The organism is Streptomyces sp. NBC_00996, assembly GCF_045162675.1.
Classification (GTDB): Bacteria; Actinomycetota; Actinomycetes; order Streptomycetales; family Streptomycetaceae; genus Streptomyces.
In genome coordinates this window covers 4,564,020-4,586,499 of the sequence record NZ_CP108723.1, presented here as the reverse complement: position 1 = coordinate 4,586,499, position 22,480 = coordinate 4,564,020, and the positions used below count along the sequence as shown (strand labels likewise).

General features: G+C 70.6%; 20 protein-coding genes and 1 pseudogene. 15 read left to right on the top strand and 6 right to left on the bottom strand.

Features of this window, described 5'->3' with window-relative positions; genetic code table 11:
- Window positions 1–6 precede the first annotated feature (6 nt).
- Window positions 7–420: an SsgA family sporulation/cell division regulator gene (locus OG390_RS21520; protein ID WP_406170191.1), complete on the bottom strand. Its 414-nt coding sequence runs from the start codon at window positions 418–420 to the stop codon at window positions 7–9.
- Window positions 421–604: 184 nt separating this feature from the next.
- Here OG390_RS21520 and OG390_RS21515 point away from each other — a divergent pair, with 184 nt between their 5' ends.
- The 6 genes from OG390_RS21515 (at window position 605) to OG390_RS21490 (ending at window position 5,538) form a co-directional block, all read left to right on the top strand.
- Window positions 605–1,654, top strand: a complete 1,050-nt coding sequence (locus OG390_RS21515; RefSeq protein WP_406170189.1) for an energy-coupling factor ABC transporter permease — start codon at window positions 605–607, stop codon at window positions 1,652–1,654.
- 1 nt (window position 1,655) lies between these two features.
- Window positions 1,656–2,417, top strand: coding sequence for a cobalt ECF transporter T component CbiQ (gene cbiQ, locus OG390_RS21510; RefSeq protein ID WP_406170187.1), 762 nt, complete (start codon window positions 1,656–1,658; stop codon window positions 2,415–2,417).
- On the top strand, window positions 2,405–3,163 hold the full coding sequence (locus tag OG390_RS21505; RefSeq protein ID WP_406170185.1) for an energy-coupling factor ABC transporter ATP-binding protein: 759 nt from the start codon (window positions 2,405–2,407) through the stop codon (window positions 3,161–3,163). The genes cbiQ and OG390_RS21505 overlap by 13 nt, the downstream gene beginning before the upstream one ends.
- A gap of 41 nt (window positions 3,164–3,204) precedes the next feature.
- The gene (locus OG390_RS21500) at window positions 3,205–3,702 is read left to right on the top strand and encodes a MarR family winged helix-turn-helix transcriptional regulator (protein WP_406170183.1); all 498 of its coding nucleotides are present in this window, start codon (window positions 3,205–3,207) and stop codon (window positions 3,700–3,702) included.
- Window positions 3,703–3,905: 203 nt separating this feature from the next.
- Window positions 3,906–4,310: an organic hydroperoxide resistance protein gene (locus tag OG390_RS21495; protein WP_406177783.1), complete on the top strand. Its 405-nt coding sequence runs from the start codon at window positions 3,906–3,908 to the stop codon at window positions 4,308–4,310.
- A 67-nt stretch (window positions 4,311–4,377) separates the two neighbouring features.
- Window positions 4,378–5,538 carry a serine hydrolase domain-containing protein gene (locus tag OG390_RS21490; RefSeq protein ID WP_406170181.1) on the top strand — a complete coding sequence of 387 codons (1,161 nt, stop codon included), beginning with the start codon at window positions 4,378–4,380 and terminating at the stop codon, window positions 5,536–5,538.
- A gap of 158 nt (window positions 5,539–5,696) precedes the next feature.
- Here the strand turns inward: OG390_RS21490 and OG390_RS21485 are convergent.
- The 4 genes and pseudogenes from OG390_RS21485 to OG390_RS21470 form a co-directional block, all read right to left on the bottom strand.
- Window positions 5,697–5,837 (bottom strand): annotated as a pseudogene (locus OG390_RS21485) (YbaK/EbsC family protein); the annotation flags it as partial.
- 10 nt (window positions 5,838–5,847) lie between these two features.
- On the bottom strand, window positions 5,848–6,120 hold the full coding sequence (locus OG390_RS21480) for a hypothetical protein (protein ID WP_406170179.1): 273 nt from the start codon (window positions 6,118–6,120) through the stop codon (window positions 5,848–5,850).
- A 95-nt stretch (window positions 6,121–6,215) separates the two neighbouring features.
- Window positions 6,216–7,889, bottom strand: coding sequence for a penicillin-binding transpeptidase domain-containing protein (locus tag OG390_RS21475; protein ID WP_406170177.1), 1,674 nt, complete (start codon window positions 7,887–7,889; stop codon window positions 6,216–6,218).
- Between the two features lie 102 nt (window positions 7,890–7,991).
- Window positions 7,992–9,635 (bottom strand): penicillin-binding transpeptidase domain-containing protein, encoded by a 1,644-nt coding sequence (locus OG390_RS21470; RefSeq protein ID WP_406170175.1) that lies wholly within the window; start codon window positions 9,633–9,635, stop codon window positions 7,992–7,994.
- A gap of 260 nt (window positions 9,636–9,895) precedes the next feature.
- On the opposite strand from OG390_RS21470, the gene OG390_RS21465 reads away from it, so the two are divergent.
- Window positions 9,896–10,321 (top strand): DUF3592 domain-containing protein, encoded by a 426-nt coding sequence (locus OG390_RS21465; RefSeq protein WP_406170173.1) that lies wholly within the window; start codon window positions 9,896–9,898, stop codon window positions 10,319–10,321.
- A gap of 396 nt (window positions 10,322–10,717) precedes the next feature.
- Window positions 10,718–12,226 carry a glycosyltransferase family 39 protein gene (locus OG390_RS21460; RefSeq protein ID WP_406170171.1) on the top strand — a complete coding sequence of 503 codons (1,509 nt, stop codon included), beginning with the start codon at window positions 10,718–10,720 and terminating at the stop codon, window positions 12,224–12,226.
- Window positions 12,227–12,367: 141 nt separating this feature from the next.
- On the opposite strand, the gene OG390_RS21455 is transcribed toward OG390_RS21460, so the two are convergent.
- A complete protein-coding gene (locus tag OG390_RS21455; RefSeq protein ID WP_406170169.1) occupies window positions 12,368–14,107 on the bottom strand; it encodes a dolichyl-phosphate-mannose--protein mannosyltransferase in 1,740 nt (579 codons plus the stop codon).
- 62 nt (window positions 14,108–14,169) lie between these two features.
- Here OG390_RS21455 and rsmI point away from each other — a divergent pair, with 62 nt between their 5' ends.
- The 7 genes from rsmI to OG390_RS21420 all read left to right on the top strand — a co-directional run bounded on the left by rsmI (window position 14,170) and on the right by OG390_RS21420 (window position 22,260).
- Window positions 14,170–15,027, top strand: coding sequence for a 16S rRNA (cytidine(1402)-2'-O)-methyltransferase (gene rsmI / locus OG390_RS21450; protein ID WP_406170167.1), 858 nt, complete (start codon window positions 14,170–14,172; stop codon window positions 15,025–15,027).
- Window positions 15,028–15,225: 198 nt separating this feature from the next.
- On the top strand, window positions 15,226–15,645 hold the full coding sequence (locus OG390_RS21445) for a hypothetical protein (protein WP_406170165.1): 420 nt from the start codon (window positions 15,226–15,228) through the stop codon (window positions 15,643–15,645).
- Window positions 15,646–15,757: 112 nt separating this feature from the next.
- The gene (locus OG390_RS21440) at window positions 15,758–16,627 is read left to right on the top strand and encodes a TatD family hydrolase (protein WP_406170163.1); all 870 of its coding nucleotides are present in this window, start codon (window positions 15,758–15,760) and stop codon (window positions 16,625–16,627) included.
- A 138-nt stretch (window positions 16,628–16,765) separates the two neighbouring features.
- Window positions 16,766–18,166, top strand: a complete 1,401-nt coding sequence (locus OG390_RS21435) for a ubiquitin-like domain-containing protein (RefSeq protein WP_406170161.1) — start codon at window positions 16,766–16,768, stop codon at window positions 18,164–18,166.
- Window positions 18,167–18,322: 156 nt separating this feature from the next.
- Window positions 18,323–19,189, top strand: coding sequence for a 16S rRNA (adenine(1518)-N(6)/adenine(1519)-N(6))-dimethyltransferase RsmA (gene rsmA, locus OG390_RS21430; protein WP_399086881.1), 867 nt, complete (start codon window positions 18,323–18,325; stop codon window positions 19,187–19,189).
- On the top strand, window positions 19,190–20,083 hold the full coding sequence (locus OG390_RS21425; RefSeq protein ID WP_406170158.1) for a 4-(cytidine 5'-diphospho)-2-C-methyl-D-erythritol kinase: 894 nt from the start codon (window positions 19,190–19,192) through the stop codon (window positions 20,081–20,083).
- 371 nt (window positions 20,084–20,454) lie between these two features.
- Entirely contained in the window at window positions 20,455–22,260 is a 1,806-nt protein-coding gene (locus OG390_RS21420) for an ABC-F family ATP-binding cassette domain-containing protein (RefSeq protein ID WP_406170157.1), read from the top strand.
- Window positions 22,261–22,480: the final 220 nt, after the last annotated feature.

The following is a 22,480-nucleotide window of genomic DNA, read 5'->3' as shown; positions in this document are numbered from 1 at the left end:
GTCTCGCTAGCCGCGCCCGCGCGACGTCGCGCCGTGTCCGACCGGAGTGGCTGACAGGCCCGCGGACGCTGTCGTGCGCGTCGTCGCCGTGTACGTCCGGCGCAGGAAACGCATCAGGGCTTTCGAGTCGAGCTGTACGACCGCCACCCCTTGCGGTGAGTGGAACTCCAGGACGGTCTGCACCCGGCCGCACGGCCAGACGCGGACGTCTCCGCTGCTCGCCGGGACGCGCAGTCCCTTCTCCAGCAACTCGCGGGCGAACACCCACTCATGGGGGCCGGGCAAGGTGATGTGCACCTGGCGGGAATCGCCCTCGGGGTCGTAACGGAGGGCCACCGGGACGGCTCGATGCTCGTCCTCGGGGGAGTCGGCGGTGTCGGTGACGATATGGGCGCGGGCGTATTGTTCGACGGCGTACATGAACCGACTCCTTACGCTGCGTTAGCTGTGTGGAATCTGTGAATCCGCCACTGTTCCAATGTCGCACATCTCACGGAAAACGCTTCCGGATCAATCGGTGCGATCCTCCAGGACGCGCCCGCAGGACTATTCGTGGGTGACTCGCTCTTGCAAGCCATTCGCAACAAGGCACTATCATCGAACGGTGCATGTGCCTGACGGATTCATCAACGCCCCGGTCTCCGCGGTCACCGGAGTAGTCGCCGCCGGTGCCATCGCCGTGAGCCTGCGCGGCGCCCGCCGCGAACTCGACGAGCGAACCGCCCCGCTCGCCGGCCTGGTCGCCGCCTTCATCTTCGCCGTACAGATGCTGAACTTCCCGGTCGCCGCCGGGACCAGCGGACATCTGCTCGGCGGCGCGCTGGCCGCGATACTCGTCGGCCCCTGCACCGGCGTCCTCTGCGTCTCGGTGGTCCTGCTGATGCAGGGCATCCTCTTCGCGGACGGCGGCCTCACCGCGCTCGGCGTGAACATCACGGACATGGCGATCGTGACCACGGTCGTCTCGTACGCCGTCTTCCGGGGCCTGGTGAAGGTGCTTCCGCGCAAGCGGCGCTCCGTCACTGTGGCGGCTTTTGTCTCCGCGCTCCTTTCCGTCCCGGCCGCCGCCGTCGCCTTCACCCTCATCTACGCGATCGGCGGCACCACCGACGTCGCGATCTCCAAGGTCGCCACCGCCATGATCGGCGTGCATGTCCTCATCGGCATCGGCGAGGCCGCCATCACCGCACTCACCGTCGGCGCCGTCATCGCCGTACGACCCGACCTCGTGTACGGCGCCCGCGGCCTCCAGCAGCAGCTCAAGCTCCGCGTGAACGGCGAACTGGTCGACGCCCCCACGACCGTCGCCCCCGTCGCCGCCCGCTCCTCGCACCGCAAGGTGTGGATCACCGGCCTCGTCACCTCCCTCGTCCTCGCCGGATTCGTCAGCTTCTACGCCTCCGCCAGCCCCGACGGCCTGGAGAAGGTCGCCAAGGACAAGGGCATCGACCAGAGGGCCGAGAAGCACGCCACGGAGGACTCCCCGCTCGCCGGTTACGGCGTCAAGGACATCTCCGACGCCCGGATCTCCGGCGGCCTCGCGGGCGTGATAGGCGTCGGCGTCACCGTCGTCGCGGGCAGTGGCGTCTTCTGGGCGATCCGCAGGCGCCGCAGCGCCGACGCGTCTGCCGTCTCCCTCCCCGAGAGCGTCTGACGTGGGCGCGGGTCACGCCCACCGGCTCTACCGGCACGGGCACTCGCCCGTGCACGCCCTGCCGCCGCACACCAAACTCGCCGCGGCCTTCGCCTTCGTGGTCGTGGTCGTCTCCACCCCGCGCGAGGCGATGTGGGCGTTCGCGCTGTACGCCGCGCTGCTGGCGACGGTCGCGTACAAAGCCCGCGTACCGGCCGGATTCCTGCTCCGACGGCTGCTGATCGAGATCCCGTTCGTCGCCTTCGCCGTGCTGATGCCGTTCGTGGGGGAGGGCGAGCGGGTGGACGTGCTGGGCATGTCGTTGAGCGTCAATGGCCTGTGGGGCGCCTGGAACGTGCTCGCCAAGGGAACGCTGGGCGTCGCCGCCTCCGTGCTCCTCGCGTCCACCACCGAACTGCGCGAACTGCTCCTCGGTCTGCAGCGGTTGAAGCTTCCGCCGCTGCTCGTGCAGATCGCCTCCTTCATGATCCGGTACGGCGATGTCATCACGGACGAGATGCGGCGGATGCGGATCGCACGGGAGTCGCGCGGCTTCGAGGCCCGTGGTGTGCGGCACTGGGGGGTGCTCGCCAAGTCGGCGGGTGCGCTGTTCATCCGCTCCTACGAACGCGGGGAGCGCGTGCATCTCGCCATGGTGAGCCGGGGGTACGCCGGTTCGATGCCGGTCATCGACGAGGTGACCGCGTCCCGGGCGCAGTGGTCGTACGCCCTCGCCCTCCCGTTCGCCGCCCTTGTCGTATGTCTGCTGGGATGGACGCTGTGACCCCCTCTCTGGAAGTGGCCGGACTGGCCTTCGCCTACCCCGACGGGCACCAGGCCCTCTTCGGCGTGGACTTCACCATCGGGCGTGGCGAGCGCGTCGCGCTGCTCGGCCCGAACGGCGCCGGCAAGACGACGCTCGTGCTGCACCTCAACGGCATCCTGAGCGGCGGTACCGGCAGCGTGACGGTGGCCGGACTGCCGGTCGGCAAGCGGCACATGGCGGAGATCCGGCGCAAGGTCGGCATCGTCTTCCAGGACCCGGACGACCAGTTGTTCATGCCGACCGTCCGGGAGGACGTCGCCTTCGGCCCGGCCGCGGCGGGGATGAAGGGCGCCGAGCTGGAGGAGCGTGTCCGTGCGGCGCTGGAGCGGGTCGGAATGGAGGCCTTCGCCGACCGTCCTCCGCACCACCTCTCCTTCGGCCAGCGGCGCCGGGTGGCCGTCGCGACGGTGCTGGCGATGGAGCCGGAGATCCTCGTCCTCGACGAGCCGTCCTCCAACCTCGACCCCGCCTCACGGCGCGAACTCGCCGACATCCTGCGGTCGTTGGACGTCACCGTCCTCATGGTCACGCACGACCTGCCGTACGCCCTCGAACTGTGCCCCCGGGCACTCGTCCTGAGCGAGGGCGTGATCGCGGCCGACGGGAAGACCGGCGAACTGCTCTCCGACGACGCGCTCATGCGCACACACCGTCTGGAGCTCCCCTTCGGGTTCGACCCGCGCTCCGTGACCACGGGCGCGTGAGCCCCGGGCACGTGAACAATGGGCACGTGAACAATGGGCGCGTGACGAAACAAGAGGACGTCGGGTCCGTCGGTTCCGCCGGAGCGGTCGGCTCGGCCGGATCGCTGCTCCTCGACGAGCAGCTGTGCTTCGCGCTGTACGCCGCCCAGCGCGCCGTGACCGCCGCGTACCGCCCGCTGCTGGAGGAACTCGGTCTCACCTACCCGCAGTACCTGGTCCTGCTGGTCCTCTGGGAACGCGGCGAGACCACGGTCAAGGAGCTCGCGACCGCGCTGCACCTGGACTACGGCACGGTGTCGCCGCTGCTCAAGCGGCTGGAGTCGGCGGGGCTGGTGCGCCGTGAGCGGTCGGCGCACGACGAACGCTCCGTGCTGGTCGCGCTCACCGGCCGCGGCGAGATGCTCAGGGAGCGCGCGGAGGAGGTACCGCAGGCGCTGCTGACGGCGACGGGCGTGAGCGAGGCCGAGGTCGCGCGGCTCCGGGAGGAGCTGTGGCGCCTGGCGGAGCGCGCGGAAGGGGCGGCGGCGCGAGGGCGCTGACGGGCGCCCCTGGAGCGCTCCTCGAGGGTTACCCACGGTTTCTACCCCCTGGTAGTACGGATCTCCGTACCGGCGGGTACCTTGTGCACGATGTACTTGCACACCCGTGTGCTGCCTGCCGTTCCGCTCACCGAGTTGTATGCCCTGGGGGAGGTCCCGCTGTGATCGACGGCACCGTTGTCGACACCCGTCCGACGAAGATCATGTACGTCGCCGAGGCCACCGCGCACGGCGGCCGGGACGGATACGTCACCAGCCAGGACGGCCGGCTCGAACTGAAGGTCGCGATGCCGCCCGCGCTCGGCGGCGACGGCAACGGCACCAACCCGGAGCAGCTGTTCGCGGCCGGCTACAGCGCCTGCTTCCACAACGCGCTGGTGCTGGTGGGCCGCCGCGCCGGGTACGACCTCTCCGGCTCCACCGTCGCCGCGAAGGTCGGCATCGGCCCGAACAAACAGCGCGGCTACGGCCTCGCGGTCGCCCTGAGCGTCTCGCTCCCCGTCGTCGACCAGGCCTTGGCGACGAAGCTCGTGGACGCGGCCCACGATGTCTGCCCGTACTCGAACGCCACCCGCGGCAACATCGAGGTCACGATCCTGCTGGGCTAGGAATCGAAGGCTGTAGGTGTGTGTTGCACTCACTGTTGGCACAGGTGAGGCGACAGGGAGCGCGGGCGTGGACGTGAACGGCGCAGTGGCCGAGGGCTTCGAGCCGGTCAGGGAAGCGTTCGTACGCAACTTCGAGACGCTCGGGGACCGGGGCGCCGCCGTCACCGTGTACCGCGACGGGCACAAGGTCGTCGACCTGTGGGCCGGCACACGGGACGTCGACGGCAGCGAGCCCTGGCAGCGCGGCACCGCGCAGATCGTGCGCTCCGCGACCAAGGGCGTCGCCGCCGCCGTACTGCTGCTGCTCGCCCAGCGCGGGGTACTCGACCTGGACGCTCCGGTCGGCCGGTACTGGCCGGAGTACAAGGCGGCGGGCAAGGAGCCCACCCTCGTCCGGCAGGTGCTCGCGCACCGGGCCGGGGTGCCCGTTCTCGACCGTCCGCTCACTCCGGCCGAGGCGGCGGATCCCGATCTCGCGGCCGCGGTGGTGGCCGCGCAGGCACCGGCGTGGGAGCCGGGGGCGGAGCACGGGTATCACGCGCAGACCTACAGCTGGCTGACCGGTGAGCTGGTCCGGCGGGTGACCGGGCGCTCGATCGGCGCGTGGATCGCGGACGAGGTGGCCGGGCCGCTCGGGCTGGATCTGTGGGTCGGGCTGCCCGAGGCGGAAGCAGGGCGCGTGGGCAGGGTCGCGCAGGTCGAGACCCCGTCGGCGGCAGGGGGCCTGAAGACCCGCCCCAAGCGGGCGGTCTCCGAGGCGTACGCGGATCCGTCGTCCCTCACCCGACGCGCCTTCGCCGCGATCACTCCACTTCCGGACGAGAACGATCCGGCGTACCGGGCGGCGATGCTGCCCGCGTCCAACGGCATCGCCACGGCGGAGGGGCTGGCCCGGTTCTACGCCGCGCTGATCGGGGAGGTGGACGGCGTACGGCTGTTCACGCCGGCCACCGTGGAGCGGGCCCGCGCCGAAGAGTCCGCCGGCCCCGACCGCGTCCTCGTCGTCAACACCCGCTTCGGCCTCGGCTACATGCTCCACGGCGCGGCCTCGCCCCTGCTCTCCCCGGGCTCCTTCGGTCACCCCGGCCGCGGCGGCGCCCTCGGCTTCGCCGACCCCGACGCGGGCATCGCCTTCGGCTACGTCACGAACGGCTTCCGCAAGAGCGTGACGGCGGACCCGCGGGCCCAGGCGCTGGTACGGGCGGTACGTCTGTCCCTCGGGGGCTGAACTCTGCCCCGGGGGGCTGAGGCCAGGGCGGGGCGCACAGCTCGGCGCTCACGGGGTGGCACTGTGCCCACCCGTGGCGCCCCTGGTGGCGCACATGCCCACAGCTACAAACGCTGTCGCGGCACCCTGCACACGCCGGTCGGCCCACCCACCGGGCGGCGGGTCGCGGCCGGGAAGCGACGGACGCGCCCGTTCACCTCATCGAGGCCCAACTCCCGCAGGGCCTCGGCGAAACGGGGATGGGCGGCGGTCCCGGCGCGGGTGCGCTCTTCGGCGGCGTTCTCATCGGTGCCGGTCATGAACGGCACGCTAGCGGTCGGTGTACGAGGCATGCGACCGGGTTCCAGTCCCACGACAAGCGCCACAGCGGGGCGTCGACGAGGGACGCCGCGTACCCGGGGAATCGGACCGGCGGTTCGGATAGCAGAGGACCGGCAGCAGGCCGGTGTCGCCCTGCTGCCGCTGATACCTCGTCCACTCGGCCAACGGGTCCGCCGGTGGCTCGTCGGACTGCCACATGACGGGGGAGCCGTCGGGGACGAGGCGCCCGGCGGGCAGCTCCTCGGGAAGCGAGACGGTCATGAGCGGAGCGTAGGGCGCCCCACTGACATCGCCCCTGGGCCCAAGACTGGGCGCCCGCAACTGGACGGCCGGGGGCCTGATCCAAACGACAGGCCCTAGCTGCCGGCTTTCAGCAGCGCCGCCACGATCGGCCCCGCCGTGTCACCCCCGTGCCCGCCCTGCTGTACGACGCCCGCCGCCGCCAAGTCGCCCTTCCACGCCGTGAACCAGCCGTTCGGCTTGTCCTGGCCGTCGACCTCGGCGGAGCCGGTCTTGGCGCCGTAGTCGGGTCCGAGACCGGACATGGCCTCGGCGGCGGTGCCGGCTGCGGCCGTGTACTGCATGACCTCGCGGAGCTGGGAGAGCGTGGACGCGGACATGGTGCGGGACGCCGTGGCCAACGTGCGGTGGTCCACCGTAGGAGACACCAGGTACGGCTGGTGGAAGCTGCCCGCCTGGACCGTCGAGGCGACCGACGCCATGTTCAGCGGGTTCATCCGGACCCCGCCCTGGCCCATCAGCGACGCCGCCATCTGCGCGGCGCTCTGCACCGGCACCGAGCCGTCGAAGGACGGCACGCCGATGGCCCAGTTGTTCATGCTCAGCCCGAAGACCTGCCGGGCCTGCTTGGTCAGGTCGTCGTTCTCGAGCTTCTTCGCCTGGGTGATGAAGGCGGTGTTGCAGGACCGCGCGAAGCTCGCCTTGAACGTGCCGTTCTTGATCTCGAAGTCGTCGTCGTTGTGGAACTTCCAGCCGCCGTACGTCTCGGTCTTGGGGCACGGGTGCGGCTTGTCGGCCGACGCCAGCCCCTTGTCGAAGAGCAGCGAGGCCGTGATGACCTTCATCGTGGAGCCGGGCGCGAGGGAGCCCTGGAAGGCGGTGTTGAAGCCGTGGCCGGTGTTCGCGACGGCGAGGATCTCGCCCGTCGAGGGGCGCATCACGACCACCGACGCCTTCGCCTTGGCGGCCACTTTCTCCTCGGCGAGGGCCTGCAGGGTCGGGCTGAGCGTCGTCTTCACGGTCCCCGGGGTGCCCTCGCTGAGCGTCACCAGGGTCTTGTCGGGGGTCTTCTGGGCGGCCTTCTTCGCGGCCTTGCGGACCACGCGCAGCTCGATGCCCGCCTTGCCGCCGGCCGTCTTGCCGTACTTCTCGCGCAGCCCGTCGAGGACCGTGCCCAGGGAGGGGTACTTGGCGGTGGTCAACTCCGCGCCATCGCGGTCCAGGGCCGTGACCGGGGGCGTGCCCGACTCGCCGGTGACCAGTCGGTCGCCGTCCTGGAGGTCCGGGTGGACGACGGACGACTTCCAACCGACCAGCGGGATGCCGTCCTTGGCGCGTCGGACGACCGTCAGCTTCGAGTCGTACGTCAGCGGTTTGCTCTTGCCCTTGTAGGTGACGGTGGCCTTGACGGAGAACGGGACGGCGGTGCCCGAGCGCGTGCCGCTGGTCAGCGTCACTCCGGTGATGTGGGCGTCCTTGGTGTACCCGGTCAGCGCGGTCGTCGCGGCGGCCGAGTCGTCCGTGGCGGCGGCCGCCTTGGCCACGTCGCCGCTCTGCCAGGCGGTGAGGAAGGCGGCGGCCGTCGTGCGCACTTCGGTCGCCGACAACGGGCCCGTCTTCACGGCCTTGTGGTTGGCCGTCGTCGACGCCCGGTCCTCGGCCGCCGCGCCGCCGCCGTACAGGCTGTAGGCGCCGAACGCCCCGCCGGCGACGACCACGGCGATCACCCCGCCGAGTACGGCGGGTTGCTTCGTCTTCCGCCGCTCGGCGACGCGCCTTCTCTTACCCACAGCTTCCAGTCCTCCGCCGTCCCCTGATGCCCCCGTGCCTCACGCTGCTCAAACTGCTCAACGAGAGCACCACCCTAGGGTCCCGCCCCGTGAGGGGTGACTTCAGCCACCGGTTCGTAGCACAGCTGCGACGATCGGACCGGCCGCGTCCCCTCCGTGGCCGCCCTCCTGGGTCATCGCGGCGGCCGCGACGTCATTGCGGTAACCGGTGAACCAGCTGTTGGACTTGGTCTGGCCGTCGACCTCGGCGGAGCCGGTCTTGGCGCCGATGTCACCGCCCAGCCCGGCCATGACACGCGTGGCGGTGCCGCTCGTCGCGGTGAGCCGCATCATCTGCTTGAGCTGCGCGACGGTGTTCATCGGCAGCCCCTTCGCCTGCGCGGGCACGCGGTCGTCGAGCTTGAGCGGCACGATGACCGGCTGACGGAACGTGCCGGTGATGGCGGTCGCCGTCACGGACGCCATGTTCAGCGGGCTCATCTGGACCTGGCCCTGACCGATCGCGTTCGCCGCGCGGTCCGAGCCGGCGGAGGCGGGGACGCTGCCGTCGAAGGACGGAATGCCGGTCTTCCAGTTGTCCTGGCCGAGGCCGAACCGCGTCTGCGCCTCGGTGGTGAGCGACTCGTCGGTGAGCGGCGCCTTGTCGGTGCCGTCGATGAGCTTCACGAAGGCCGTGTTGCAGGACCGCATGAAGCTGTTGGCGAGGCTGGCGTTCTCGTTGGCCTGCATGCCCGTGAGGTTGTGGAACGTCTGGCTCTGCCAGGTCGCGGTGTCCGGGCAGGGCGCGGGGCCGTTCATCGTGGTCACGCCGTTGTCGATGAACATCGCCGCGGTGATGATCTTCATCGTGGATCCGGGCGCCAGCTTGCCGAGGAACGCCGCGTTGAACCCGTCCTCGCGGTGGTTGGCGACCGCCAGTACCTCACCGGTGCTCGGCTTCACTGCCACCACGGACGACTCGGAGTACTGCACGACCGCCTTCTCCGCGGCGGCCTGCGCGCTCGCGCTGAGCGTCGTACGCACCTTGCCCGGCTGCCCCTTGGCGAGGGTGACCAGGGTCGTGTCGCCGGTGTCCTCGCTCCCGTGCCGGATCGCCAGCTCGATACCGGGCGTGCCGCCCGCCGTCTCGCCGTACTTGTCGCGCAGCGCGTCCAGGATCGGCCCCAGGGACGGGTACTTCTCCTTCGTCAGGACAACGTCGTTGCGGTCCACGGCCTCGATCGCCGGACTCGCCGACTCGCCCGTGACGAGCGTGTCCCCGTCCTTCAGCTCCGGGTGGAGCACGGACGGCTTCCAGCCGACCAGCGCCTTCCCGGTGGTGTCCCCGCGTACGACGGTCAGTTCGGAGTCGTACGAGAAGGGCCTGCTCTTCCCGTCGTACGACACCTTCGCCTTCACCGAGAACGGAACGGTCGCGCCGGACGGCGTGCCCGGCGTGATCCGCACATCGGTGAGGTGCGCGTCGGTGCGGTAACCGGCCAGCATGGTTTCCGCGTTTGTCGCGTAGTTGGTGTACGACGCCGCCTTGGCCGCGTCGCCCTTCTCCCAGGCCGCGAAGAACGCCCGGCTGGTCTCCTTGACCTCCGCACCGCTCGGCGGCCCGGTCTTCACGGCGGCGGCCCCGGACGCGCCCGAGCCGCCGTCCCCGCTGATCGCGGTCACCACGTTGTAAGCGCCGTACCCGGCGCCCCCCACCATCACGGCGAACACACTGCCGATGACGGCTGCCTTTGCCCCCTTGCGCATTGCGCGAACCCTCCCCGTGGCCCTCTCCCGAACTTCTGAACGCGTTCAGAAAAGTTGGTCTACACCGCACCCTATGTGGGGCGTGTGGCTCGTGGGGCGGACATTCTCCGAATCGTTAGGCCCAAGTGTCGAGTCACATCCGTGAACGCCATTCATTGATGGGGATTGCGTGCCGGTAGGCACAGGGGCCAGAAGCCCGCTCGCGGGGGAGCCCGTCGCGCGACCGCAACCGAGACCCCAGCGCACGCGTCGCGTACCACATGGAACGCGAATGGCTCTTCTCCTTCATCCCCCTGACGATCGGCGCGGTCTTCCTCGGTTTCGGCGTGTACGGCCTCCGCCGTGCCGGCGCGCTCCGCCGCGCAGGTGTCACGGCAGAGGCTCGGATCGTCCGCCACGAGGTCAGGCGGGACGACGAAGGCGCCACGTTTTACCACCTGGTCGCGGCCTGGACGGCCCGGGACGGGCGCACGTGCGAGTACTCATCCAGGTTCGGCCGTGGAGCCGTCAGAGACGCCTTCGGCGTGGGGGCGTGCGTCACGGTCCAATACGATCCGCAAGCCCCACACCGGTTTGCGATCGAAGGCTGGGACATGAGGGGGGTCGACCTGCTGTTCACCGTGCTGGGGTCGGTGTTCACCTTGGGCACGGTGACGGTGTTGCTGATCCGGCTGCTCACCCTCTGACGGTGGCCAACCCTCGGCCGCCGTCCCGCCTCGACCTGCCGCGCTCCTCGTGCGCGTCCAGCCGGGCGATCTCGAACGCGCACGGCGGTGGATCGCGGACGAGCTTGTCTGGACCGGCAACTCGATGATCCTGCTGGGCAGGGATCGGCTGGAGGTGACAAGCGAAAGCGTCTCGGTCGCCCAGTATGTGTCGGCCCGGAACCCTGTCTGACGGATTCCTGACTCAGAGGCTCAGCCCCGAATCGCCGATTCGACCAATCATATGAAGCAAGACTATTTTCACGGATCTTTCGTTTCTGCACCCATCAAGGCGAACGCTCGACCTGTCTGCCGTCCTGATTCTCCGGCCCGCGTGTATAAGGGAGCGGTTCCCACTGCAGTGCACAGGAGATCTTGATGGTAGCCACCGCGCCGCTGCCCCCACCACGCGAAGCAACCCAGAGTGCAGAGGCGGCCGTACCGAGCAGGCACCGGACGCAGCTGCTGCTGTGGCCATTCGTCCTCACCTTCGGTGTGACCGGTTACGGTCTGACTGCTCCTGTACTGGGGCGCGACGAACTGATCACCTGGGACGTGGTGACCCGCGATGCAGGGCACATTCTTGCCACTCTGCACAATGTCGATGCCGTGCACGGAACGTATTACCTGCTGATGCACCTGTGGGTGAATCTGTTCGGCGATTCCGTCATTTCCATGCGGCTTCCCTCGGTTCTCGCCGCATCCGGAGCCGCGTCCGTCCTAAGTCTCATCGGTAACCGGCTTTTCGGGCCGCGGGCGGGAATTCTCGCGGGAATTCTCTTCGCTCTCGTTCCGGCCGTGAGCCGCTACGCTCAGGAGGCACGCAGCTACGCCTTGGTGGCCCTCCTGGCAGCACTCGCGACCCTCCTGCTGCTCCAGGTGCTCGACCGTCCTCGCAGCGTGTGGCGCTGGGCCGCATACGCCCTCACGCTTGTCGGCCTAGGACTGCTCCATGTGATTGCGCTGTCCGTCGTAGCAGCCCACGCCTGCATGCTCGCGGCTCACGCGCGGCGTGACCGCTCCCTGTGGTGGAAGTCCGCCCTCGCCCTCCTGGCCGTCGCCGTCCTGCTCGCCCCGGTCGTCCTGCTCAGCCGGTCCCAGGTCAACGTCCAACTGGGCTGGGTTCCGGTGCCCGACGGGTGGGCGCTCCTCTCCGTCTGGTGGGACATCTTCGCCTCCGGAGCATGCACCGGGGCGCTGATCGCCCTGGCTCTCCTGGCTCGTTCGCCACGCAGGGCTGCGCTGCTCCTGTGCGCAGTCTGGGCCCTCCTGCCCCCCGTGCTCGTGTGGCTCGCCTCCCAGGGCGACGTCTCCTACTTCCGCTCCGTGTACCTGCTGTTCACCATCCCTGCCTGGGCCCTTCTCGCCGGCGTCGGCCTCAGCGCAGCCTGTCACTCCTGGAAGGCTGCAACGGCCCTCCTCGCGGTGCTGGCCGTCCTCAGCCTGTTCGACCAGAGACAAGTGCGACAGCCGTTCGACCACGACGGCCCGATCCTCCAGCTCCCCCTCGACTACAGGTCCGCGGCGGACCTGATCGCGAAGCACTACCGGCCCGGGGACGCCGTCGTGTACGACCGTGAGCACTCGTGGAAGCTCGACACCGGAGTCCAGTACTACCTGCCCCGCGGCCTCAAGATGCGCGACGTGTTCCTGCAGAGTGCTTCGAGGGAGATCAACCAGCTCTACGCGATCGACTGCTCCGTGCCGGACCGGTGCCTGAAGGGCGAGCAGCGCATCTGGCTCCTGGCCCACGGTGCCGAGCCGGACCCGTTCAATGCCATCAACCAGGGCCAGGCCTACGTTCTGCGCAACCGGTACAAGCCGTCCTGGAGCCGATCGATGGCGGGGATGACCGTCACCCTGCTCGTACGCGACGACAAGCACTGACTGAGGGGCCTGCAGATCTCCCGGTGGCCGGAGCTGGGCCGTCCTCGGGCCGTGCGAGGGCGACCAACGTCCACCGCCAACGGCCGATAACGACCGAGGGGGCGCGGCAGATTGCCGCGCCCCCTTGCTACGTCTGCCCAGCTAGACCCAGGTGTCCAGCCACATCCGTGACCGCCACTGGTCGATCGGGATCGCGGTGCCCGTGTACAGCGGCCAGAAGTAGATGAAGTTCCACGCGATCAGCAGGACCAGGACGCCCGCGCCCGCCGCGCCGATGACGCGGCGGCGTTCGCCCGCGCCGGGTGGGCCGAGGATCGCGCCGATCATCATCGCGACGGCCAGGCACAGGAACGGGACGAAGACGACGGCGTAGAAGAAGAAGATCGTGCGCTCCTGGTACATGAACCAGGGGAGGTATCCGGCCGCGATGCCGCAGGCGATGGCGCCCGCGCGCCAGTCGCGGCGGAACGCCCAGCGCCAGAGCACATAGGCGATCGCGAAGCAGGCCGCCCACCACAGGAGGGGGGTGCCGAGCGCCAGCACCTCGCGGGCGCACTTGCCGCCCGCGTCGGTGGGGCAGCCGTCCTTGCCGGGCAGCGGGGACTCGTAGAAGTACGAGACCGGGCGGCCCAGGACGATCCAGCTCCACGGGTTCGACTGGTAGGTGTGCGGGGACGAGAGGCCGACGTGGAACTCGTACACCTCGTGCTCGTAGTGCCACAGGCTGCGCAGCCAGTCGGGGAGGAAGGTGAAGCTGCCGCCCTTGCCGTCCGTCACCGCCCAGTTGCGGAAGTAGCCGCCCTTGCCGTTGTCGGGGGAGAGGATCCAGCCGATCCAGGAGAAGAGATACACGGCCAGGGCGACCGGGACCGTCGCCAGGAACGTGATGCCTGTGTCGTGCTTGAGAGCCGCCAGGTACGGGCGGCGGGCGCCCGCGACCCGGCGCGAGGCCGCGTCCCACAGGACCGCCATCACACAGAACGCGGCGAGGATGTAGAGGCCGTTCCACTTGGTGCCGATGGCCAGGCCCAGCAGCAGACCGGCCCCCCAGCGCCAGGGACGCCAGCCGAGGCGGGTCGTCTCGGCGATGTGCGCGTCGGGACGGACGACTCCGTCGGCGTCGGCGGGCAGCGCCGCCGCCAGCCTCGCCCGCGCTTTGTCGCGGTCGACCACCAGGCAGCCGAAGGCCGCCAGCACGAAGAACATCAGCACGCCGTCGAGCAGCGAGGTACGGCTCATCACGAAGTGCAGGCCGTCGACCGCCATCAGTGCGCCCGCGAGGCAGCCGAGGAACGTCGAGCGGAACAGCCGGCGCCCGATCCGGCACAGCAGCAGCACCGAGAGCGTGCCGAGCAGCGCCGTCATGAACCGCCAGCCGAACGGGTTGAACCCGAACATCCACTCGCCGAGCCCGATGACGTACTTGCCGACCGGCGGGTGCACCACATAGGCGGCGTCGGTCGGGATCCGCACATGGCCGTTGCCCTGCAGGATCAGGTCGTTGGCGTCCTTCGCCCAGTTGACCTCGTATCCGCGGTGGATGAGCGCCCAGGCGTCCTTGGCGTAGTACGTCTCGTCGAATATCACCGCCTTCGGGCTGCCCAGGTTCCAGAACCGCAGCAGCCCGGCGAGCAGCGTCACCAGGAGCGGGCCGCCCCAGCCCGACCAGCGCGTGATGCGCTCGGCGACCTCGTGGCGCAGCCCGATCGTGGCCCAGATGCGAGGGCTGGGCTCGGCATATGGGGGCACGAGCCGGTCGCGGACATCACTTCTGGGCGGCGCCGTGTATCCGAAGCGGCGCAGCCGCTGCTGCCACGACGGCCGCTGCTCTTGGGCGGCCTGGCCCTGCCGGGTGTCCGTGGAGGACGCGGTACTGGTCACCGCGCCATCGTAGGGAACACGTCTGTGGGAGTCCCGTGCCTGGGCCCTGCGAGGATGGAACCGTGACAGGAACCCTTGTGTTGGCAGGCACTCCCATCGGCGACATCTCGGACGCGCCGCCACGGCTGGCCGCCGAACTGGCCGGGGCCGACGTCGTCGCCGCCGAGGACACCCGGCGGCTGCGGCGGCTCACCCAGGCCCTCGGCGTGCAGCCCGCCGGGCGCGTCGTGTCGTACTTCGAGGGCAACGAGGCGGCCCGTACGCCGGAGCTCGTCGAGGCGCTGGCCGGCGGGGCGCGGGTGCTGCTGGTGACCGACGCGGGGATGCCGTCCGTCTCCGACCCCGGGTACCGGCTGGTCGCGGCCGCCGTCGAGAAGGACATCAAGGTCACCGCCGTACCCGGCCCTTCCGCCGTGCTCACCGCGCTCGCGCTGTCCGGGCTGCCCGTCGACCGCTTCTGCTTCGAGGGATTTCTGCCCAGGAAGGCGGGCGAGCGCCTGTCGCGGCTGCGCGAGGTCGCCGACGAGCGGCGCACCCTCGTCTACTTCGAGGCGCCCCACCGGCTCGACGACACCCTTGCCGCGATGGCCGAGGTCTTCGGGACGGAACGGCGCGCCGCCGTCTGCCGCGAGCTGACGAAGACGTACGAGGAGGTCAAGCGCGGCCCGCTGGGCGAGCTGGCCGCCTGGGCCGCCGAGGGCGTACGCGGTGAGATCACCGTCGTCGTCGAGGGCGCCGCCGAGAAGGGCGCCGAGGAACTGGACGCCGCCGAGCTGGTGCGCAGGGTGCAGGTGCGCGAGGAGGCGGGGGAGCGGCGCAAGGAGGCGATCGCGGCCGTCGCCGCGGAGGCGGGAATTCCCAAGCGCGACGTCTTCGATGCGGTCGTCGCGGCAAAGAATGCAGCGCGAGGCGCCCCATAGAAGGGCAAAGGACGGTGGGGAAAGGCAAAGCTCAGACCGGGCGGCGAGCGCCTTCCGACAAGGAACGCCCAAAACGACTCCAATAGTCGACAGACCTGATGCGTTCGCGCCGGGAGAAGCGTCCACTGGTTGAAGGGACGTACCCGTCCCTCGCCCCCGTACGCGGGGGCGCTTGTCCAGCGGACAGCAGGAGCTGGCATGAGTGAGATCGCAGGGCAGACCGGCCACCGCGGTGCGGCGACCGCCGTTGTCAACGAGTCGTATTCCTTCGCCTGCATGCGCTGCGGGGACGGCTGGGAGCAGTCGTACGAGATAGAGCACCACCTCGACGCCGAGGGCAACGAGTTCGTCATGTATGTGGCCGACGGCCGGGTCGTGCCGTCGCCGCTGAGCCGGCCCACCTGCCAGAACTGCGACAGCCATGTGGTGCGCATCATGCGTCCGGGACAGGTGTCCTCGGCGCGGAACTCTCAGCAGCGGACGGTGTCGGCACGGCAGCCCGAGCCCCGGGCGGAGGCGCCCGAGACGGCGGTCGAAGAGCCCCGCGAGCCCCATGAGTCCCACCACTGGCATCTCTCCGATCTCCTGCACCCCTTCCACCACCGCAAGGCGGGCTGATCCGCCGGACGGCGGGTCGATTCGCGCGTCGGCCGTCCCGGCGGCCCGGTGGAATGGCCTCCCGGCTCCCCGCGAGGTGAGGTCGGGCATGCCCCCTTCGTAGGATCGGGGCATGCCTTCCCACGCTGAAGCCCCACCGCTGCCGGACCCCCTCCGGGTGCCTGTCGCCGACTCGCACACCCACCTCGACATGCAGTCCGGCACGGTCGAGGAGGGCCTCGCCAAGGCCGCGTCGGTCGGCGTGACGACCGTCGTGCAGGTCGGCTGCGACGTGAACGGCTCGCGCTGGGCAGCGCAGACGGCGGCCGAGTACGACGCCGTGCACGCGACCGTCGCGCTGCACCCCAACGAAGCGCCCCGGATCGTGCACGGCGACCCCGACGGCTGGTCCCGGCAGGGCGCGCGACAGCCGGGCGGAGACGCCGCGCTGGACGAGGCGCTCGCGGAGATCGACCGGCTCGCCGCCCTTCCCCAGGTCAAGGGCGTGGGCGAGACCGGGCTCGATCACTTCCGTACGGGACCCGAGGGCAAGGCCGCGCAGGAGCGGTCCTTCCGCGCTCACATAGAGATCGCCAAACGGCACGGCAAGGCCCTGGTCATCCATGACCGCGACGCCCACACCGACGTGCTGCGCATCCTCAAGGAGGAGGGCGCGCCCGAGCGGACCGTCTTCCACTGCTACTCCGGCGACGCCGCGATGGCCGGGATCTGCGCCCGCGCCGGGTATTTCATGTCCTTCGCCGGCAACATGACCTTCAAGAACGCCCAGCCGTTGCGTGACGCGCTGGCCGTGGCGCCCCTGGAACTCGTCCTCGTCGAGACCGACGCGCCCTTCCTGACACCCGCTCCGTACCGCGGACGGCCTAACGCGCCGTATCTCATTCCGGTCACGGTGCGCGCGATGGCGGCTGTACGGGGCATCGACGAGGATGCGCTGGCGACCTCGATCTCCGCGAACACGGCGCGCGCTTTCGATTACTGACGGATAACGGTTCCAGGGGTTCTTCCGGGGCGCACCTCAGGGGAGTGTCGCGACACAGCGTAGTCACGTTGCTTGGGAGAGCGGCGATCGCTCCGCTAGGTTCTGGTCGCCTGATCCGGACTTCTGGAGCGTGTCGTCGTGAGCAGCTCGCAGTACGAGACGTATGGACCCACGGGTGCCGCTGGTGACACCACTGTCGCCGGGAGCGCCGGTGTCGCTGGATTCCCTGGTGCGACGGGGACGTCGTGCGGGGATTTCGAGCCGTCGGACGGCCTCGGCCACCCGGACACCTACCGGCCCGCGTACGAGGTGGCCCGGGTGGCCGAGGCGCAGGCGCCGACGGAACCCCGGCTGCCCCGGCAGGGGCAGCCGGACGGGGCGCCGCCCGCGCCCGGCGGCCGAGCCGAGGCCCGGCGCGCGGCGCGGCGCAAGCGCGCCGCCGAGCGCCCCGACCCTCTGCGGCGACTGCTCCCGCAGGCGCTGGTCGTGGCTTTCCTGGCCGGAGGCACCTCCGCGTTCGTCGCCAACGACAAGGCGATCGAGCTCAGCGTCGACGGGAAGCCGCGCACCCTGCACACCTTCGCGGACGACGTCGGCGAACTGCTCGCCGACGAGGGGGTCGATGTCGGGACGCACGACGTCGTCGCGCCCGCGCCCGGCACGGCGATCACCAGCGGCGACGAGGTCGCGGTGCGTCACGGGCGGCCGGTACACCTCACCCTCGACGGACAGCGGCACAAGGTCTGGACGACGGCGCACACGGTGGACGGGGCGCTCAGACAGCTCGGAGTGCGTGCGGAAGGCGCGTACCTGTCGACGTCACGCTCCCAGCGGATCGGCCGCCAGGGCCTCGCGCTGGACGTCCGTACCGAGCGCACGGTGACGATCATGGCGGACGGGCGGGCGCGGACGATCCGTACGAACGCGGCGAGCGTCCGTGAGGCCGTCGAGGAGGCCGGGATCACCCTGCACGGGCAGGACACCACCTCCGTGGCGCCCTGGAGCTTCCCGCGCGACGGGCAGACGGTCACCGTGATGCGGGTCACCGGGGGCAGGGAGGTCCGCGACGAGCCGATTCCGTTCGAGGTGCGGCGGACTCAGGATCCTTTGCTGTTCAGGGGCACGGAGGTCGTCGAGCGTGCCGGTCAGCCGGGGGCGCGGCGCGTCACGTACGCGCTCCGGACCGTCAACGGCGTCGCGGAGAAGCCGCGGCCGCTCGACTCCGAGGTGGTGCGCGAGCCGCGGACGCAGCTGGTGAAGGTCGGTACGAAGCCGCATCCGACGTCCTTCGGCGGGGTCGACGATCTGAACTGGTCCGGTCTCGCGGCGTGCGAGTCCGGTGGGCGGCCGGAGGCCGTGGATCCGTCCGGCACATATGGCGGCCTGTACCAGTTCGACACCCGCACCTGGCATTCCCTCGGCGGCTCCGGGCGCCCCCAGGACGCCTCCGTCGCCGAGCAGACCTTCCGTGCGAAGAAGCTGTATGTGCGGCGGGGAGCGAGCCCTTGGCCGCATTGCGGGGGCCGGCTGCGGGGGTGAGGCCGCGAGGTTCATTCGCCCCCTCCGCCCCTTTTCGGGGCGCGGGGAACTGCGCAATCTTTCAGGGGGTCTGGGGCGCAGCCCCCAGGGACGGGACGGGCGGGGGTGGAGGGGGCGAAAACACCCCCCGGCCCGTCACACCCGTACCCTTGCTCCGTGACCAGCCCCACCCCCGACGCCCTCCTGGGCCCCGCCGACATCCGCGAACTCGCGGGTGCCCTCGGCGTGCGGCCCACCAAGCAGCGCGGCCAGAACTTTGTGATCGACGCGAACACGGTGCGCCGCATCGTGCGCACCGCGGACGTGCGGCCCGACGACGTGGTCGTGGAGGTGGGCCCCGGGCTCGGCTCGCTGACACTCGCCCTGCTGGAGGTGGCCGACAGGGTCGTCGCGGTGGAGATCGACGACGTGCTCGCGGGGGCGCTGCCGTCGACCGTGGCGGCTCGCATGCCGGAGCGCGCGGAGCGTTTCGCGCTCGTGCACTCCGACGCGATGCACGTACAGGAACTCCCCGGGCCCGCGCCGACCGCGCTGGTCGCCAACCTCCCGTACAACGTCGCCGTACCCGTCCTGCTGCACATGCTCGACACCTTCCCGACCATCGAGCGCACGCTCGTGATGGTGCAGGCCGAGGTCGCCGACCGGCTCGCGGCCGCGCCCGGTTCGAAGGTGTACGGCGTCCCGTCCGTGAAGGCGAACTGGTACGCCGAGGTCAAGCGGGCCGGCGCCATCGGGCGGAATGTCTTCTGGCCGGCGCCCAACGTGGACAGCGGGCTCGTGTCGCTCGTCCGCCGGACCGAGCCGATCAAGACCACGGCCACGAAGCGCGAGGTCTTCGCCGTGGTCGACGCCGCATTCGCCCAGCGGCGCAAGACGCTGCGCGCCGCCCTCGCCGGGTGGGCCGGATCCGCACCCGCCGCGGAGGCCGCGCTCGTCGCCGCGGGTGTCTCGCCGCAGGCGCGCGGGGAGTCCCTGACGGTCGAGGAGTTCGCGCGTATCGCCGAGCACAAGGAGTCGCAGTAAGTGAGCGTGACGGTACGCGTCCCCGCCAAGGTCAATGTCCAGCTGGCGGTCGGCGGCGCCCGCCCCGACGGCTTCCACGACCTGGCCAATGTCTTCCTCGCGGTCGGCCTCTACGACGAGGTGGCCGTGACCCCCGCCGAGGAACTGCGCATCACCTGCGCGGGTCCGGACGCCGCGCAAGTGCCCCTGGACCGTACGAACCTGGCGGCCCGCGCGGCCCTCGAACTCGCCCGGCGCTACGGCCTCGACCCCGCCGTGCACATCCACATCGCCAAGGACATCCCCGTCGCCGGCGGTATGGCGGGCGGAAGTGCGGACGGGGCCGGTGCGCTCCTCGCCTGTGACGCGCTGTGGGGCACGAACGCCTCACGCGTCGAACTCCTCGACATCTGTGCCGAGTTGGGCAGCGATGTGCCGTTCAGCCTGGTGGGCGGGGCGGCGCTCGGCGTCGGCCGGGGCGAGCAGCTGCGGGCGCTGGAGGTCGGCGGAACCTTCCACTGGGTCTTCGCGATGGCCGAGCGGGGGCTGTCGACGCCGGCCGTCTTCCGGGAGTTCGACCGGATGAACGAGGGTGTGCGGATCCCTGAACCCGTCGCCTCGCAGGAGCTGTTCGACGCGTTGAGGAAGGGGGACGCAGACGCTCTCGCGGCCGCGGTCTCCAACGACCTCCAGCCCGCCGCGCTCTCCCTCTTCCCGGCCCTCGCCGACACCCTCGACGCGGGCCGCGCGGCCGGCGCCCTCGCCGCGCTGGTCTCCGGCTCGGGCCCGACCACGGCCTTCCTCGTGCCGGGTGCCGAGTCCGCGAAGACGGTCGCCGAGGCCCTGCTCGCCTCGGGCACCTGCCGCTCCGTACGGGTCACCGAGAGCCCGGCGCCGGGCGCGACCGTGCTCTGACGCACGCAGCGGTGTGACCGAGCGGTCGGCCCGGGTATAACGGCGGCGTCACCGCGGCCGTCCTCATCCCCGAGAGCCTCCTGCGTGCCGACATGCCGGTCGACGACCGCGCGGCCAGGGCACCGGCCAGGGCCGCCCCCTGGCCCCGGCGTCGGCCCTGAGCCCACGCCAGCGCCTGTCCTGACGCCGGACGGTGCCCAGACCCCGCTGAAGGGCTCCGGGAACTGCGCGATCCTTTGGCGGGGGTCCGGGGGCGGCGGCCCCCAGGTACGGGACGGGCAGGGGTGGAGGGGGCGAAGAGCCTCACGGCTCGGCCCCCGTACCGCGCGGACTACCCTTGAGGGTCGATCGTCCCCCTTGTCAGGAGAGAAATGGCCGTCAACCTGGTCAATGTCGAGTCCGTCAGCAAGGTGTACGGCACCCGTGCACTGCTCGACGGGGTCTCCCTCGGCGTCAGCGAGGGCGACCGCATCGGCGTGGTCGGCCGGAACGGCGACGGCAAGACCACCCTCATCCGGATGCTCGCCAAGCTGGAGGAGGCAGACACCGGCCGTGTCACGCACTCCGGCGGCCTGCACACGGGAGTGCTGACACAGCACGACTCCCTCGACCCCACGGCCACCGTCCGCCACGAGGTCATCCGCGACCTGGCCGACCACGAGTGGGCGGGCAACGCCAAGATCAGGGACGTACTGACCGGGCTGTTCGGGGGGCTGGACCTGCCCGGCTTCCCGCAGGGACTGGACACCGTCATCGGCCCCCTCTCCGGCGGCGAGCGCCGCCGCATCGCCCTCGCCAAGCTGCTCATCGAGGAGCAGGACCTGATCATCCTCGACGAGCCCACCAACCACCTGGACGTGGAAGGCATCGCCTGGCTCGCGCAGCATCTGCGCGAGCGGCGTTCGGCCCTCGTCTGCGTCACCCACGACCGGTGGTTCCTGGACCAGGTCTGCACCCGCATGTGGGACGTGCAGAAGGGCGCGGTGTACGAGTACGAGGGCGGCTACTCCGACTACGTCTTCGCGCGCGCCGAGCGCGAGCGCATCGCCGCCACCGAGGAGGTCAAGCGGCAGAACCTCGTGCGCAAGGAGCTGGCCTGGCTGCGGCGAGGGGCGCCCGCACGCACCTCCAAGCCGCGCTTTCGCGTAGAGGCCGCCAACGAGCTGATCGCGGACGTGCCGCCGCCCCGGGACAAGAGCGAGCTGATGAAGTTCGCCAGCTCGCGGCTCGGCAGGACCGTCTTCGACCTGGAGGACGTGACCGTCCAGGCGGGCCCGAAGGTGCTGCTCAAGCACCTGACCTGGCACCTCGGCCCCGGCGACCGCGTCGGCCTGGTCGGCGTGAACGGCGCCGGCAAGACCTCGCTCCTGCGGGCCCTGGCCGAGGCCGCCCGCAGCGAGGGGGAGAAGCAACCCGCCGCCGGGCGGATCGTCACCGGCAAGACCGTCAAGCTCGCCTACCTCTCGCAGGAAGTCGCCGAACTCGACCCGAACTGGCGCGTGTTGCAGGCCGTCCAGGCCGTCCGCGACCGGGTCGACCTCGGCAAGGGCCGCGAGCTGACCGCGGGGCAGCTCTGCGAGACCTTCGGCTTCAACAAGGAGAAGCAGTGGACGCCGGTCGGGGACCTCTCCGGTGGAGAGCGTCGACGGCTGCAGCTCCTGCGGCTCCTCATGGACGAGCCCAACGTCCTCTTCCTCGACGAGCCCACCAACGACCTCGACATCGAGACGCTGACGCAGCTGGAGGACCTGCTCGACGGGTGGCCCGGGTCGATGGTCGTGATCTCCCACGACCGGTTCTTCATCGAGCGGACGACGGACAACGTCTTCGCGCTGCTCGGCGACGGCACGCTGCGGATGCTGCCGCGCGGGATCGACGAGTACCTGGAGCGGCGCAGGAAGATGGAGGAGGTCGCGGCCGCCGCCGTGCTCGCCTCCGCGCCGGCCGCCGGCAAGTCCGCCTCCGCCGCCGACAGCCGCGCGGCCAAGAAGGAGCTGCAGAAGATCGAGCGGCAGCTGGACAAGATCTCCGAGAAGGAGACCAAGCTGCACGCCCAAATCGCCGACAACGCGACCGACTTCGAGCGGGTCGCCAAACTCGACGCGGAGTTGCGCGAGTTGGCCGGGGAGCGCGAGAACCTGGAGCTGCGCTGGCTGGAGCTGGCGGAGGACGCCTGACAGGTCGCGCAAGAGGGCGCGTATGCATCAAGTGCGCCGTGCGAAGCCTGACATGGGCCCGCGCGAGCGCCGACGTGGGCCCCGCGTGAAGGGCGCGTGAAGGCGCGTAACGACGGCATCACGGGCCGGTCCTCCCTTGGGAACAGGGGAAGGACCGGCCCCCTGTTCATGGGCGCCACAGTGATAGAAAGAGCCGTCTGAGAACAGTCTGAGAACCACC